The sequence below is a fragment of the Aliivibrio fischeri ATCC 7744 = JCM 18803 = DSM 507 genome (assembly GCF_023983475.1).
In the GTDB taxonomy this organism is placed as follows: Bacteria; Pseudomonadota; Gammaproteobacteria; order Enterobacterales; family Vibrionaceae; genus Aliivibrio; species Aliivibrio fischeri.
Map to the genome: position 1 here is coordinate 1,270,171 of NZ_CP092713.1, position 16,699 is coordinate 1,286,869.

13 protein-coding genes are annotated in these 16,699 nt (G+C 38.8%); 3 read left to right on the forward strand and 10 right to left on the reverse strand.

What is annotated here, in order from left to right; translation table 11 throughout:
• Window positions 1-85: 85 nt before the first annotated feature.
• Genes mukB through cmoM form a run of 4 tightly spaced genes read right to left on the reverse strand, consistent with a single transcriptional unit; the run spans window position 86 to window position 7,415 of the window.
• Window positions 86-4,558, reverse strand: coding sequence for a chromosome partition protein MukB (mukB, locus tag AVFI_RS19260; RefSeq protein ID WP_188863710.1), 4,473 nt, complete (start codon window positions 4,556-4,558; stop codon window positions 86-88).
• A complete protein-coding gene (gene mukE / locus AVFI_RS19265; protein WP_054775830.1) occupies window positions 4,555-5,292 on the reverse strand; it encodes a chromosome partition protein MukE in 738 nt (245 codons plus the stop codon). Before mukE ends, mukB begins: the two co-directional genes overlap by 4 nt.
• Window positions 5,273-6,610: a chromosome partition protein MukF gene (gene mukF, locus AVFI_RS19270; protein ID WP_005422547.1), complete on the reverse strand. Its 1,338-nt coding sequence runs from the start codon at window positions 6,608-6,610 to the stop codon at window positions 5,273-5,275. The genes mukE and mukF overlap by 20 nt, the downstream gene beginning before the upstream one ends.
• Before the next feature lie 25 nt (window positions 6,611-6,635).
• Window positions 6,636-7,415 (reverse strand): tRNA uridine 5-oxyacetic acid(34) methyltransferase CmoM, encoded by a 780-nt coding sequence (gene cmoM / locus AVFI_RS19275; RefSeq protein ID WP_005422545.1) that lies wholly within the window; start codon window positions 7,413-7,415, stop codon window positions 6,636-6,638.
• A 135-nt stretch (window positions 7,416-7,550) separates the two neighbouring features.
• Here cmoM and elyC point away from each other — a divergent pair, with 135 nt between their 5' ends.
• Entirely contained in the window at window positions 7,551-8,414 is an 864-nt protein-coding gene (elyC, locus tag AVFI_RS19280; RefSeq protein ID WP_005422543.1) for an envelope biogenesis factor ElyC, read from the forward strand.
• 68 nt (window positions 8,415-8,482) lie between these two features.
• On the opposite strand, the gene kdsB is transcribed toward elyC, so the two are convergent.
• Genes kdsB through AVFI_RS19305 form a run of 5 tightly spaced genes read right to left on the reverse strand, consistent with a single transcriptional unit; the run spans window position 8,483 to window position 14,383 of the window.
• Window positions 8,483-9,232, reverse strand: a complete 750-nt coding sequence (kdsB, locus tag AVFI_RS19285) for a 3-deoxy-manno-octulosonate cytidylyltransferase (RefSeq protein ID WP_005422541.1) — start codon at window positions 9,230-9,232, stop codon at window positions 8,483-8,485.
• Window positions 9,214-9,411, reverse strand: a complete 198-nt coding sequence (locus AVFI_RS19290) for a Trm112 family protein (RefSeq protein WP_005422539.1) — start codon at window positions 9,409-9,411, stop codon at window positions 9,214-9,216. Before AVFI_RS19290 ends, kdsB begins: the two co-directional genes overlap by 19 nt.
• A gap of 1 nt (window position 9,412) precedes the next feature.
• A complete protein-coding gene (lpxK, locus tag AVFI_RS19295) occupies window positions 9,413-10,399 on the reverse strand; it encodes a tetraacyldisaccharide 4'-kinase (RefSeq protein ID WP_072055667.1) in 987 nt (328 codons plus the stop codon).
• On the reverse strand, window positions 10,399-12,147 hold the full coding sequence (gene msbA / locus AVFI_RS19300) for a lipid A ABC transporter ATP-binding protein/permease MsbA (RefSeq protein ID WP_005422535.1): 1,749 nt from the start codon (window positions 12,145-12,147) through the stop codon (window positions 10,399-10,401). Before msbA ends, lpxK begins: the two co-directional genes overlap by 1 nt.
• Window positions 12,148-12,181: 34 nt before the next feature.
• Window positions 12,182-14,383 (reverse strand): DNA internalization-related competence protein ComEC/Rec2, encoded by a 2,202-nt coding sequence (locus AVFI_RS19305; protein WP_214651579.1) that lies wholly within the window; start codon window positions 14,381-14,383, stop codon window positions 12,182-12,184.
• A 108-nt stretch (window positions 14,384-14,491) separates the two neighbouring features.
• Between AVFI_RS19305 and AVFI_RS19310 the strand changes: the two genes are divergently transcribed.
• Window positions 14,492-15,016, forward strand: coding sequence for a DUF2062 domain-containing protein (locus tag AVFI_RS19310; RefSeq protein WP_005422525.1), 525 nt, complete (start codon window positions 14,492-14,494; stop codon window positions 15,014-15,016).
• Between the two features lie 255 nt (window positions 15,017-15,271).
• Entirely contained in the window at window positions 15,272-15,424 is a 153-nt protein-coding gene (locus tag AVFI_RS19315; RefSeq protein ID WP_005422523.1) for a hypothetical protein, read from the forward strand.
• A gap of 62 nt (window positions 15,425-15,486) precedes the next feature.
• On the opposite strand, the gene AVFI_RS19320 is transcribed toward AVFI_RS19315, so the two are convergent.
• Window positions 15,487-16,407, reverse strand: a complete 921-nt coding sequence (locus AVFI_RS19320) for a manganese-dependent inorganic pyrophosphatase (RefSeq protein ID WP_012534659.1) — start codon at window positions 16,405-16,407, stop codon at window positions 15,487-15,489.
• Window positions 16,408-16,699 lie beyond the last annotated feature (292 nt).

The window sequence follows — 16,699 nt, forward strand, 5'->3', positions numbered from 1 at the left end:
TAACGGTATAAGCTATGCAATTATCTTTCCAAAAAAAATGGCAGCCATTCCTGACTGCCATTCACTTATTAACGTTATTTAACGCTTATTCTGCTATCTCTGCTTCTTCTAGCGTTTGTTGAGTACGGCTTGCTGCTGACTCTTGTCCAAAACCTTTAAGACCAACCACATGAACGTGCTCGCGATCTTTAAAGATCTTACGAACCAGTTTGTAGGTTGTCCCCTTCTCTGGACTGATGTTTTCTGGTGCCGCGATAAGAAGTTGCATGTCCAAACGGTCACACAATTCAAATAGCGTAGCGATAGACTTACCATCTAGACGCGCCGCTTCATCCAAGAATAATAAACGACAAGGCATAATGTCTTTACTACGAAGACGACGAGACTCTTCTTCCCAACTTTGAATAACCATTAGTAGGATCGCTTGACCAGTACCAATCGCTTCACCTGTTGATAGAGCGCCTGATTCTGCTTGTAGCCAACCATCTGCACCACGGTTTACTTCAATGTTTAGTTCAAGGTAGTTACGGTAATCCAGTAACTCTTCACCTAATGTTTGTGGTGAACGTTGACCAACATCGATATGCGGGTTAATGCGTTGGAACAATTTCGCAATCGCTTCAGAGAAGGTTAATCGAGCATTACCAAATAGATCTTGGTGTTGTGCTTGATGCTCAGACAGACCCGCTAGTAGCGTTGCGTGAGTTTCACGAATACCTACATTTAGACGAACACCCGTTACTTGACCAAAACCAATTTGTGATAAACCTTGGTTCAGCATACGAATACGGTTTTGCTCACGCTGAATGGTCTTACGAATAATGTTCGCAACACTTTCAGAGCTCAACGCTAAACGGTTTTCACGAGACGTCAGCTCTTCAGTCAGACGACCAAGCTCTGTTTCCATCTCTTCAATCGCTTCTACTGGATCATCAGTATGAATGATATCTTGACGAATACGCTCACGAAGATGTTGGTATACTGCAATGTAGAATAGAACTTTACGCTCTGGTTTGCTTGTATCTTCAGAAGCACGCAGCGAATCACGCAGGTCTTCGTTATCAGCGACAGCTAGACGAAGCGCACCTAATGATTTATCCGACATTGAACGCAGTTCTTCAGCACTTAAATACGCCAATTCACGTTTATGTAGACGACGTTCTACATCATTCTCACGAGCTAAGCGTAGAACTGAACACCAGCCCGCTTTTGCGTTAACCACAAACGTACGTAGCTCTTTGTACAGTTTTTCAACTTTACGAGATTGCTTAACTAAACCTTTGATCTCAAGCTCGTTTGATGTGATGCCTTTTTCTAGCTCACTCTTACGGCCACGAGAACTGTGTAGACGCTCGTTCAATTCACCCTTACGAACCTCAGCACGCTCTAATGCGCTATGGTCAGCATGAACACCAAACTCTTGCAGTTCACGTTTAAACTCTTGAACCGTTTCTTGTTTTGCTTGATGTGAACTCTTAAGCGACGCCATTACTTGGTTGTATTGGTTTGCTTGAGCTTGTGATAGCTTTTGTTGCTCTTTCGCTTTAGTACGCGCTTGTTCTGCTTGTACTAATTTCGCTTTAAGTTGTTCGTTTAGTTCACTGCTCTTATTAAGTAGTGCTACGGCATCTTCATAACCAAAGTGATGACGACGCTCTACTAAATCAGAAATAGCAAACAATTGGGCTTTAATGCTTTGTAGCTGCGCATCGATTTGCTCATGCTCTGCTTTTAGTGCATCAAATTGCTCAGGGTCTACTTCTAATGCACGTTGCAGTGTTTCTAGCTCTGCAATCGCTTTGCCATTTTGACGTAAGAAACTTTCTGCTTCTGATACTTGTTCAACTTGAACACTGATCTCTTCAAAACGCTCTGTGATGGTTTCATCTTCAAGCACATTGATGTGAGGTGCGATCTTAGCAAGTTGAGATAATGCTTCTTTAGATGCTGAAATTTGTGATTTATGCTGCTGTTCTGTCGCCACTAATTCTGTTAACTGACGGCTAACTTGTGCTAGTTGTTCACGAGCTTGTTTCAATTCTACTTCTGGATCTGCATCAAACGCCACAGCAAGGTGTGTTGATACAAAGCCATTGAAGCTTTGGTACAGACGCTGTAATTTTTGTGAATCAAACGCTGCTTTTGCGTGTTCTTCAACGGCAATTTCACGCTCTTCACGTAGTGTTTCTAAGCGCTGTTCACGTGCTGCACGACCAAACAATGGCAATTCAGGGAAGCGAGAGTAACGCATTTGACGATCATTTAAGTGAACGCAAACTGCATTTTCCATCTCTTCAGCATCAAATACACTGTCATCAAATGCGTCAATATCACCTTCAATGATGTAAAGATCATCTGGACAATCTTCAAGATCAACCAGTTTATCTTTAATGCCTGATAAATCAGAAACAACGATAGCGTGACGAGCTGGACCGTATAATGAGCTGAAATACGGCGCATCACTTAATGTAATGTCATCGTAAATCTCAGAAAGCAGTACACCACCTAGTGTATCAGCAAGACCTTTAAGACGTGCATCACCACTACCACCAGGGGCTGCTAGACGCTCAATTTCAGATTCTAACTCTTCTTTACGAGCAGCTAGACGATCTTTGTTTGTCGACAATACACGCTCATTCTCTAGCGTTTCTTGCATTTGGTTGATAACCATTTGGCTATCTTCCAGTTCAACACCACATTGATCATTCAGTTTGTGCAGTGCGTCATTCGCAGCAATCCATTTAGGTGCAATAGACTCTAAACGGTGTGCTTCTGAACGATGTTGTTGTTCTTGGCGTTTTAGCTCTGAACGTTTATCAACGATATTTTCTTGCTGTTCTTGAACCGTTTCAAGCATCTCTTCATGACGTGCTTGCTCTTCTTCAAGAACCATTTCAGAATCAATCGTGATATTAAAACGTTTTGCGTATTCTTCAGCCAGTTCTTGAGCTTGACGTTGTAGTCGAACTGCACGCTCAAGATCTTTGTATTGTGCTTTAAGTTGCTCTGCACGCTCTGCAATATTGTTGAACTGGCGAGCTTGTTCAATTAAAGCTTTTGCCTTATCTGATGCTTCATTACGCTCAACATGACCTGCAATTGAAGTTACTAATGCTAAGCCGCGTTCAAACTGTTGAACTGCCGCAGAAGAAAGATCCAATTTATGTTTAATCGCAAGTAATGCGGTAGTTTGAAGTTCTTCTTTTGCTTTTAGTTCGCTTTGAAGATCAATTGCATTATCTTGAGTTAACGACTCATTTGCTGTTAATTGCTGCGCTTTTTCAAGTGCTTTAACCGCTTGTTGGTATTGAAGCGCACGAGTTTGCTGCATATCCAACGCTTGTTGGTAATCAGCAAGCTGTGTTTTAAGACTATCAACTTCTTCTTCTGTTAATAGCGCTTGCTCTTCAGCCATAGCAAGTTGTTCTGCGGCTTCTTCCACCACCATCACTTGCTCTTCTAGACGCTCTGTTAGCTCTTCTAGATCTTCAGAGTAACGTTCAATCTTTTCTTGTTGACGAACCGCAGTTTGTACTAATTGAAGATGATCTGATGCCGCTTGATAATCTTGCTCAAGGCCTGATTCTGATTCAGTAAGAAGTTCTAATTCACTCTGCATATTATTTAATACAGATGATAGATCCACTAAGCTACGTTGTGCATTCATTAACTCAACACGATGCGTTAATGTTTGCTCAACTTTTTTACGACGGTCATTCGCATGACGCATGTAATCTGAAGCAACGTAATTCGTTGATTCTGTGATTAAATGTTTGAATAGATCACGATCAGACTGAGTCGTCTTAATCGCTTCTAATGTCATACGGTTTTCACGTAGTGCTGCTTCCATATCTTGGAAGGCTTTCTTAACACCACCATTTTGTGGCAATAAGTAATCACGTAGTGAACGCGTGATCGCACTTGAGATACCACCGTATAAAGAGGCTTCGATTAAACGATAGAACTTAGAACGATCGCTTGTGTTACGAAGTTTCTTCGGTAATACACCATAATCAAACATTTGAGCGTGATAATCCGTTACAGAATTAAACGCTTTAAATTGAACACCTTCGTACTGTGAAACCATCTCTTTTACGTCATTGATTTGACGAACACGAGCTTGATTTTCAGAAACCGATTCAATCATTAAGTCTGTTGGTTTTACATGGCTTGGTAAACCAACAACGATGAATGGTTTGATATCAACTTTCTTATCACGACCTGCTACTTGCTGTAATTTAACCGCAAAAAGTACACGTTGCTTACGAGAGTTAACAATATCTAGCGCTGCATAACATGCACCCGGTTTTAATTTACCGTGTAGACCTTTGTCACGAGAAGCTTGAGAGCTGCCCGCTTCTGTTGTGTTACGGAAATGCAGTAATGACTGGTCAGGAATAAGCGTAGTAATAAACGCCGCCATTGTGGTCGACTTACCAGCACCGTTACCACCAGAAAGTGTGGTTACTAGATTATCAATGTCAAAAGTACGGGCAAAAAAGCCGTTCCAGTTAACCATGGTGAGTGATTGATATTTACCACGTTCAATCATACTCATAGATCACCTTCCAATTCTAATTCATGTTGCTCTTCAGCCGGTTTTTCATTGTTATCTGCATCAAGATCTAAGCTAGATTGACTCGCTTCTTCTTGATGAACAACCACCGCTTCACCATCACGGATTAAACGTAATTGCGCTTCTTTCATATCATCGCTTGTACGTACATCTGCACCGAAACGGAAAACCGCTTCACTAATACGGAATTTACCTTGTTCACCAACAGGGATAATCATTCCTAGACGTTTTAAACGACGAAGAGAGGTTCTTACTTTATCAAACAGCTTTTCTTTATCTAAGTCAGAACCAGAAGCACGATTTGTTACTAGCTTCATTAGCTTTTGTTCATCAGCTAATACCAATAGCTCATCGAATAACTCTTGATTAGTAAAGATACCTTCGTGAGCCAAACGCTCAGGACTTAGGTATAAGAAACACAATACTTTACCAACAAGCATATCAATTTCAGCTAAAACGCTACGTGCAATGAAAGACGTTGAACGTGGACGCAGGTAGAAAAAGCCCTCAGGAGCCTTTACCAGTTCAGCGTTATAACGTTGATAAAATAGGCCTAGCTCATGTTCAAATTCACATAACAATGCGTGATTATCTAAATCTTCACTGGCTACATGACGGCCAGAACGTAATAAACTGTCTAGCTCTGGGAATAATGGATTAGCAATCGCTTTTGCTAACTTCTCAGGCATAAATTCTTCAATATTTGTCAATGACATTTGCTTGTACCTTCGCACCGAATTCGTTAATAGACTGCCAATCAGGTTGAACGGCTTGGAAATCGGCTTCTGAATAACCGAGGCGCACCGCTTGATCTACCACAAGACGGGCAAGATCAAAGTGCTGAGAATGTGGGTATGTTGATAGGTAATTCTTAAGAATCGTACCTAACTCAATTGCTTCGCCCGTATCTTTATGGTGTTGAAGCATCTCTGCTACACGCTCTGCAAGAATATCTGTGATCACACTTAATTCTTCATATTCCATTTCATCTGGAACAATACCGGTTACTTCATCATCACGCAGTATTAGTGCTTCATCACGCATGTCACGAAGACGAGCAGCATCAGCGTAAGTCAGTAACCAAGGTGCATCAAAGTAACCTTTAACAGAATCACGTAAGCGTTGGCTAAATGCTCGGTTCTTATCCATATCAATTGCGGTACGGATAAACTTATGCACATGTCGGTCATAACCGATCCAAAGATCAATCGCTTGCTGACCCCAACTTACAATACGGTCTAGCTTCATTTGTAATGAATACAACAGAGCGTCAATAAACTCGAGCTCTTCATTACCGTAAACAATTTCTTGAATATTCAACAACTCTGTTTGCAGCTGATCACCCGCAGCCTGCAATGAATCTTGCAACTCACGTAAATTACCAGATGTTTCATCAAGCAATTTTTCACAGCTAGAAATCGCTTCACGCCAATTTTGGTTTAACAGCTCCGCAATTTCTTCTTTTACCGATTGCTGTTGTTCATCCATCACACGTTGGTTTAAATCAATACGATCAAAGATCTCACCAACGGAGTATTTCAGAACACCATAAACGTTTTTACGCCAGTGTTTTGCTTCACCGCCCTTTTCAGCTGCTTCTGATGCTTTTTGGATCTCTTCTGCAACCATCGCCAATTGAATAGAAAGCTTCAATTTAGAGAATTGACGGTGGCGCACATAATAATCAGTGATCCCGATAGCTAATGGCGTAAGACGATAGATGTTCATTCCATCAGTACTTTCACCACTAAAGCGGCTAATTAAACGTTGTTTTACTAATTCATTGATTGCATTGTTCGCACGAAAAGCAATGGTGTCACTGGATTGTCCAAATAACCCACTGATGATTCCAAACGCATCGTGAAGTTCGCCTTCACCTAGCTCATCATCAAATCTTTCATTACTGAGAACAGCAATGGCCAACAAAAATGCCAAACGCTCAGTTGGCAAATTCAATGAGAAATCGTGCTGTTTTACCCAACCAACCAGTTCATCAACAGTTTGGTCTGTAACAGCATTAGAAAACTCACTCATTGTGTATCCTTTGTGTACATCATTATTATTTTCTCTTCGCCCATACGTGAATATAACGGCCAAGAGAGAGATAAGGTTCTTGACGGCATAACTGCTCTTCGAGCTTTAGTACGTCTTCTATTTGGTAATCGCCCATGTATTCCATATTACCAATGTAATCATGAAATGAACGAATGCCTGATTTTCCTTTAATTTCATAACCTGCATCTTCAATCCACTGATACACGTCATTAGGCATTAGACCTTTTTGAGGTTGTAACTTAAACCTTTTTCGATGGGGCATACCATCTAAAACATGAGGAATATTGCCACAAATCACATTTTTGAGCACAAGGCCGTGATGGTTATAAAACATGATGGACGCATACCCACCCGGTTTCACTTGTTTTAAAAGAATGTCTAATGCTTCTTTTGGATTATCTAACCATTCCATAACCGCATGGAATAGAAGAATATCAACCTCCCCGACATTATACTGTTCAATTTGTTGTACAGCAGTATGAATAAATTGATATTGCGGTAATAAACCGTTGTCTTCGACTGCTTCTTTCGCTAATTTCAGCATTTCTGAAGAAATATCACATAACGTTACTGAATGACCGCGTTTTGCAATTTGCTGAGAAACTTGTCCAATCCCACCACCGGCATCTAGCACAGTAAGTGGCTCAGATTTTGCATTATTTTCAGCTAAGATAGTTTCCATATCTTGCCATACAATTGTTTGACGGATCCCGCCCTTGTCGGAACCATAGATGTTCTTCGCAAATTTGTGGGCGATGTCGTCGAAATTACGGTCTTTATTCACAGTGGTTAAGTTATGATATTATCTATTGGAAACATGCATTGTCGCATAAGAGCTCAAGGAAGTAACAGCATGACGCTGTTTTTTGTTCTCAAGTGGTGATTTTTCATTCTATATCAGCGGTAATAGTTAAAAAATATGTTTGAGTTAAAGAAGTTTTTATCATCCATGTTAATGCCCCTACCTGGTTTTCTCCTAATTGGGTTTATTGGATTATTGATTTTATGGTTTTCAAAAAGGAAAGGATTTGCCTCTTTTTTATTAACTTTATCTCTTTTGGGTATTTTTCTGCTCTCTTTTCAACCAATCACAACACCATTATTAAAATCAACTGAACGAATCTATCCTTCGTTTATTGCGCCAGAGACGCCAGTTGAGTACGTACTTGTTCTTGGTAATGGTCACGTTGTAGATGACGAAATATCTCCTATTTCAGAGCTTTCAAGAGCAGCAGTAATGAGGTTAACCGAAGGGATCCGTATATATCGTATGTATCCTGGTTCTAAAATGATTCTTTCAGGTTATAACGGTGGAACAACGGTAAGTCACGCGCGTATGATGGCTCGTGTTGCTCTGTCTTTAGGTGTCCAGAAATCGGATATTTTACTATTAGAAAGCGCACGAGACACACACGAAGAAGCCATTCAAACCTTCAATTCGGTAGGTAAAAGTACACTGGTTCTTGTTACTTCGGCGAGTCATATGCCAAGAGCGATGTCTGAATTCCATCAGTTAGGTATGGATCCAGTTCCTGCACCAACCAACTACCTTGCCCATTCAGAGGTTAAACAACCTTGGGATAAGTACGCACCTAAAGCAAAATATTTAGAGCAAAGTGAACGTTTCTGGTATGAGCAAATGGGTCGTTGGTTTATGCAGTTAAAAGATTTAGTAATGAAGAAAGAGCAACAAGCTCAAGAGACGCCTAAACTGGAAATCGAAGATGTCATGGAAAAAGTTGACGAATTAAAAGATTCCCTACCTTTATCTGACGAAAAATAAAAACGTATACAAATAAAAAAGCACATACTGTTTAAAACGGTATGTGCTTTTTTTATATAAAATTGATATTACTTGGATAGAATCGCGCGTACTTTTTCTAAATCTTCTGGTGTATCAACTCCTGCCGCAGGCGCTTCTTTTGCTACTGCAACGTGAATTTTTTCACCATACCAAAGAACACGAAGTTGCTCTAAGCATTCAATTTTCTCAAGAACACTTGGCTGCCAATTAATGTATGTATTAATAAAGCCAGCACGATACGCATAAATGCCGATATGACGAAGTAAAGGGTTAGCGGTAAGCGTCTCACCTTGAGCAAAAGCATCACGATCCCATGGGATAGAAGCGCGACTAAAATACAACGCATAGCCTTCGGCATCCGTAACAACTTTAACTGCATTAGGATTAAACACATCGTCTTCTTCATCAATAGTTACAGCCAATGTTGCCATTGGTGCTACTGAATCTGACAAGTTTTGAGCCACTTGCTGAATAATACTAGGTGGAATTAACGGCTCATCACCTTGTACATTTACAACGATCTCATCTGCTGAAATTCCGCATTTTTCGATCACTTCAGCAAGACGTTCTGTACCTGATTCGTGGTTTGGTGACGTCATGCATACATCACCACCAAAACCTTTCACTACAGCTTCAATACGGCTGTCATCCGTTGCGATGATCACACGGTCTGCCCCAGCCTTTGATGCTTGTTCGTAAACCCATTGAATCATCGGCTTACCACAAATGTCAGCTAACGGTTTACCCGGTAAACGAGTTGATTGGTAACGTGCAGGAATTATGACTGTGAACGACATGATTCAACCTCTTCCATTGTCATACGACGAGCTTCAGGCTCAAGCATTACAGGAATGCCATCTTTAATTGGGTAAGCAAGACGATCAATTTTACAAATAAGCTCTTGCTTATCTTTATCGTAGTTCAGTTTTCCTTTACATACCGGGCAAGCTACGATTTCAAGAAGACGATAATCCATATTATTCTTTTACCTCAATAATTTTATTTAATATTTGTTGTGCTTTTTCTTCTGGGAAGGTCGCATCAACAGGCAAGTACCACCATGACGATTGAGCAAAAGACTGGCATTTAACTGCATCTTTTTCTGTCATGATTAACTGCTCGCCATACTGCATTAGTTGTTCAATTTCTGTTGGTTCAAACGCTTTATGATCTTCAAAACCTTGGGTATGAACCACATTCGCTTTCAGCTGATTAAGAGTCTCAAAAAATCGTGGAGGATGCCCTATTCCAGCAAAAGCAACTAAATTTGATAAGGATGCAACACTGCGTTTTTCACCGGTAACTAAATTAATCGCTTCACTTGGTTGAAGTCGCATTGATACCTCATTTTCTTGAGGCTCGCCACCATTACAAATTAAGAAATCAACACTAGATAAACGCTCTACTCCCTCTCTTAGTGGGCCTAGAGGAATATAATGCTGATTACCAAAACGACGCTTTCCATCAATAACAATAAACTCTATGTCTCGTTGAAGTGCATAGTGCTGTAGTCCATCATCTGTAATAATAAAATCAACGCCTTGCTGTTCAAGCATTTTAACTGCTTCACTGCGAACTGGAGCAACAGCAACTTCTGCTTTAGTACGTTGTTTAATTAAAACGGGTTCATCACCTGAAATATCTGGCGTTGTCGTTTCTGTTAATAAATAAGGATAATGCGGGGCTTTACCACCGTAACCACGAGAGGCAACACCCACTTTGTATCCTTTCGATTGCAGCTGCTCAACAAGCCATACAACAACCGGCGTTTTACCATTACCACCAGCGGTAATATTACCAACAACGACAACAGGAACCGAAGAACGGTAACTTTGTTTTTTACCATTTTGGTAATCTGATTTTCGTTTTGTGGCTATCCATTTGAATAGGCAACTAAGTGGCCACAATAATGGCCACAAGAGTTTTCCTAAAAAATGGTTATCAAACCAAATTTTTTCAATCATTAATCACCAAACTGAATACGATGTAATTGAGCATAAGCTCCATCATGGGCAATAAGTTCAGCATGATTACCACGTTCAACCACTTCACCCTCATCAACAACTAAGATCTGATCGGCATCTTCAATGGTTGATAAACGGTGAGCAATAACCAATACTGTTTTGTCTTTTTGAAGCTCATCTAATGCCGATTGAATCGCTTTTTCAGATTCGGTATCAAGTGCAGATGTCGCCTCATCAAGAATTAATACTGGTGCGTTTTGTAATAATGCTCGAGCAATCGCAATACGCTGACGTTGGCCACCAGATAAACTTGCGCCATTTTCACCAATCATGGTGTCAAAACCGTCATCCATCTTATTAATAAAGTCAGAAGCGTAAGCAAGCTCTGCTGCTTTCTCTATTTCTAAACGGGTAAACTTACCTTCAGATGCATAAGCAATATTATTTGCAACCGTATCATTAAATAAATGAACATTTTGAGATACTAAAGCAAAGTGCTTACGTAAGTTTGGTAAGCGGTAATCTTCAATCTTATCGCCATCAAGACTTATCTCACCAGAATCAACATCATAGAAACGAGTAAATAAGTTCGCGATAGTACTTTTACCTGAACCAGAGCGACCAACTAAAGCAATTGTCTTACCCGCAGGTAAATCAAAGCTAACATTACGTAATGCTGGGCCGTCTGCTGTTGGGTAAGTAAAAGTTACATTATCAACTTTGATGTCACCTTTTACCGTATCTCTTTCAATCGTACCGTCGTCTTTTTCTTTATCCATATCCATCAATTCAAACAAAGTCTGACATGCTGCCATACCACGTTGGAAATCAGAAGTAACACTAGTTAATCCTTTTAATGGACGCAATAAACCAAACATTGCAGAGAAAACAACAGTGAAAGTACCTGGAGTCAATGTCTCTTTAATTGAATCAACACTTGCTAAATAAAGCACGGTAACTAAAGCAAACGAAGCAATCATTTGAATAATCGGGTTAGCTAAACCTTGAGCAACCACCATTTTCATATTTTGCTGGCGCATGTGGTTACTGATGTTATCAAAACGTTCAGATTCAACTTTTTGACCACCGTAGCTAAGTACTACTTTGTGTCCCTTTAGCATTTGCTCAGACGTTGCTGTTAAAGAACCCATCGCCGTTTGCATGTTTTTACTGATCTTTCTAAAACGTTTAGAAACATTGCTAATAGCGAACGCAACAACTGGAGCAATAACCACTAATACCAATGAAAGCTGCCAACTGTTCCAAAACATCAGACCTAATAAACCAATAATGCTCGCAGATTCACGTACAATATTAACCAGCGCTTTACTCGTTGCCGCTGCTACTTGCTCTGAATCATAGGTAATTCGAGACAGCAAACGTCCTGTTGATTCTTGATCAAAATAACTGACAGGCATATGCATAAAATGGTTAAAAATCTGGCGACGAATACGCATAACAACGTTACTCGCAACCCAACTCATACAATAACCAGAAACAAAACCACTTAGACCACGAATAAACATCATAGCTAAAATAATAAATGGCATTTTCTTCAAGAAGTCAGAATCTGCACTACCAAAACCTTCATCTAAAAGTGGTTTTAGTAAAGAGATCATGTAGGTATCACTTAAGGCATTAATCACAAGAGCGACAACAGCAACGCCTAATCCCGCTTTATACAGAGAAATATGCGGCCATAAACGTTTAAATGTTGCCCATGTAGATTCGTCTTTTTCAATAGTCATAAGTACTTATTCTTCATATACAATTACCTTTATTCTACTCTGAATTTAAGTTATCGCCAAATAGCTTTCTGTACCAAACGTTCTGATTCACTTCTGAATACCTATTAATATGTAATTTATCATTAATTGAATAAAGACTTACTTGACCAGATTGAGCAGTATCTAACCAAGTTATATTATTTTCGTTGTATTTTTGTTTTATTTGTTTGTTAGGTAAATTCCATGGACTAAACCGCCCTGTTGATACAATTGCTGTTTTATTCTTCATTTCATTAACCCAGCGATCTGTTGATGATGTTGTAGAACCATGGTGTGGAACTAAGAGAACATCCACAGAGCTAAAATCATTTTGATTTAATATCAACATTTCTGAAATAGCATCAATGTCCCCAGTAAATAAGAATGTCCATTTATCAATCTCAAGTTTAATCACACAAGAATGTGGATTATAAGCTCTCTTCACCAATTTTGGTGGCCATAAAACCTCAAATTCTATAATCCCTTCTCGCCATTTTTCACCTTGAATGCAAGGCATTGTTATGTCGCTTATCTCACTAGTACGAACCCAATCAGGCGTAAATCGCTCTATTAAATAATCCTTACCACCGGCATGATCATTATCTAGGTGACTTAAAATTAAACCAGTGATCGATTGTATCCCTCGACGGTGTAAAATTGGCTCTATAACACTCTCAGCAATACTACCGTTACTCCATTTCATCCCTGTATCGTAAATAATTGTTTTATCGTTAGCTTCAATGAGCACAGCCAAGCCATGGCCAACATCTAAAAAATCAACTTGCCATTTTTTATCTGGCCTTATAAAAGCCGCACAGATAAGTAATATAAATAAAGGATTAACTAATGCTTTAAGTGGAATAAAAAGTTTAAGTATTAACAATATAAGAATAAAAATAACGACTTGATTAAATACGGTAGGAAGCAAAAGCCAAGAATTTTCCGCTTGTTTAGCTAACCACCAAATCGGTTTTAGTGAACCACTAGCCGCTTTCCAGAACCACGTGCTAATTGGTAAACTCAGCATATCAAAGGCGACACCCACAAGACTAAGTGGAACCGTAAATAAGCTCACCCATGGAACGGCTATCAAGTTGATAAATGGAGATAGATAACTTATTCCAGAGAAAAAATACCCTTGAATAGGAATCAACAACACAAATAAACCAAATTGAATAAAAACAATTTGGCTCACTTTTTTTACTCTTCCATTTAATTTATCTGTTCCTATTTTTTGATAAATATATAAAGAAAAAAGAACAACACTAACTGCACAAAAAGAGAGCCAGAAACTCATCGATAATGATGAAAATGGATTAATAACCAAACAAAGTAATAAACACCATAGGAAAAAGAGATGCTTTGGCCATTTAATACGTAATATCAATAATATTGAAACTAAAAAACAGGCAATTAATGCCCTAATGGTAGGTAATGAAAAATCAGCAAGCCACGCATAAGAAGTAGCAAAAAAACCACCAAGTAGAACAGGTAACCAAACATTATAAGACAAAGGCAATAAGGCTCTTACACTTCTTCCAATAAACCATCCGATTCCATAAACAAAACCAATATGTAAACCTGATATCGCAATAAGATGAGCTAACCCTGAGTTACGTAAGATTTGCCACTCACTCGCAGCAATATCTCCTTTATATCCAAATGTTAGTGCCAATAACAATGATTGATAATCATAACTAATTGTCTTGTTATAAGACTCTATAAACAAATTACTTCGATAAGATGTTGAAGATATTAAGCGTGTTGCTGCCTTTATTTTCCCATAGGCATGTATGCCTTTTGATAATGCATACCCTTCCAGTTTATATCCAACTTCATTATGCCGCCCTATCGGTGGTCTCAACGAAACATCAAATTGCCATACCTCACCTTGTTTAAAAAGAATAGATGCATCATCAGTTAATTGCTTTTTAAAATCTCGAATCGACAGCCTTACCAGAGGGGAAAAATTAGGTAAAAACTTATTACTATTAAACTCAGTAACTTGTACTAAAATTGAAGATGTCGTTTCTTTAAATGCAATTAGACTTTGAATTTCACCTTTGATGGTAATATCATGTCCTTGACTATAAAGACTTTTATTTAAGTTTTGATAGTAAGTTATGTGTAAGGATGTGATGATTAATCCCAAAAAGATACCTTGTATCACTTTTAATTGGGAATATTTTAAAGCTGCTAAATAGCTAATAATACACAAAAAAAATACAGACGACGGCAGGTTTGTCGGCCAAAAAGTCGATGAAAAAAGAATAAGAATTACGACAACGATCTTTATACGTATGTCATTTAACAGAAGCATAAACTAATGCCAAGAAAACTCATTAAACGTTTTTTACCAAACCACGAAACCATTAAGCGCCAAAAAGCCTTAAAAATATTTGGTAATGTTTTATACAATCCAAACTTATGGTGCTTAAATCGTCGCTCAGCAGCAGGCGCGTTTGCTGTCGGGTTATTTATGGCTTTCGTTCCTCTTCCTAGTCAAATGATCATGGCTGCTGGTTTAGCTATTTTATGTAGTGTTAACCTTCCCCTCTCTATTGCCCTAGTTTGGGTTAGTAATCCTGTAACTATGCCAGTGCTTTTTTATGGTGCATATAAAATTGGTGCGTGGGTTTTATCTACTCCTGCTCAGCATTTTCATTTTGAGCTTTCGTGGGAATTTATTGGTTCACAAATGTCGACAATTGGTCCTCCATTCTTATTAGGATGTGCTATTTGTGGTATTTCGTCTGCTCTTATTGGTTATTTTGGTATTCGTGGGCTTTGGCGCTACTCAGTAGTAAGAAGTTGGCAAAAGCGAACTCTACGAATCAAACTATCTCGATAGGCATTTAATTAATACCCTTTTTTAATATCTCCATATACTGACAGTAAATCTTTGCTGTCAGTTCACAAAAATTCCTTTTCATAAAATCAATACTTAGCCATCTTTAATTTATAATGATTTCATTGATTCGCATCTCAATAATCGAACAATCTCATTTTTGGTATTTAATCTCATCTTCCATTAAGAGAAACTAACTATACAAACTAAATAAGATCTATTAATGCTCAACAACAACACTTGCTAAGGGGAACATTTATGAATGAAGTACAAGAATGCCCAGTATGTCTATCAGATGAACTACTTATTTCTGATAACCAAAAGACAATTATCTGTTCTGAATGCGGTGTGATAAAGAAAGATGGGATCTTTCTAGATAAACGAAAACTAGAATTAGAAGAAGCGGTTTAAAGACAATAAAAAAGCCCATACATCACTGCATGGGCTTTTATCTATTACTTAATATTTAAAGATTAAGCAAATACTTCTTGTAGTTGAGGAACAACTTGTTTCTTACGGCTTAGAACGCCATCAAGCCATACACGGCCATTTACAGACGCTTTACCATATGCTTTTTCTGTTAGTTCTTCGTTATCACTGATAACTAACATTTCTGAGCCTTCTTTCATGATATCTGTTAATAGAAGAATCATAGTGTGGCGGTTACCTTCAGCTTTCATTGCTGCGATATCAGCTTCTAATTCTTCTTTGATTTCATCAAATACAGACAAGTCGATTACTTCTAATTGACCAATACCAACAAGCTCGCCATTCATGTTAAAGTCTTTAAAGTCACGCATAACAAGGTCACGTACAGGTGTGCCTTCCACTGCTGATTTAACTTTAAACATTTCCATGCCTAGTGCTTTAAAATCTTCAACGCCAGCAATTTCAGCTAGTGCTTCAACACACTTGATATCAGCCGTTGTACATGTTGGTGATTTGAAAATTACAGTGTCACTTAAAATTGCGCATAACATGATACCAGCAATGTTTTGTGGAATTTCTACATTGTAAAAATCATACATCATCTTAATAACTGTGTTACTACAGCCAACAGGACGAATCCAGCACTCAAGAGGAGTTGAAGTTGTTAAATCACCTAGTTTATGGTGATCAACAATACCTACGATAGTTGCTTCAGCAATATCGTCAGGTGCTTGAGTTAGCTCTGAATGGTCAACAATGTACACTTCTTCACCAGCGTAACTTGTTTTTAATTCTGGCGTTTCAAGGCCAAATTTTTCTAGGATAAATGCAGTCTCAGGAGATACTTCACCTAAACGAGTAGGAATCGCTGCTTCACCAATCTGATTTTTTAAGTAAGCTAGTGCAATCGCACCACAAATTGAATCTGAATCTGGAACCTTATGGCCCACTACATACATTGACATTGTATTACTCTCCTTTAAATATGCGCGATATTCTAACAAATTGGAGGCATTTTAAAAGAAAAAGCTAATAACTTTCGATGTACATCTGCTTTCCTATTCAAGCAAACTCACTCCCCTTTTCTTAGGTGATAGAAAACAAAAAGGCTTGTACCTTTCGATATAAGCCTTCTCTAAATATGGCAGGGGTGGAGAGATCCGAACTCCCAACACGCGCGTTCTTATGGTGGGAGGAATCCGTGGCTCTTTTCTTAAATCGCAGATAGCAAAAAGGCTTATACCTTTCGATATAAGC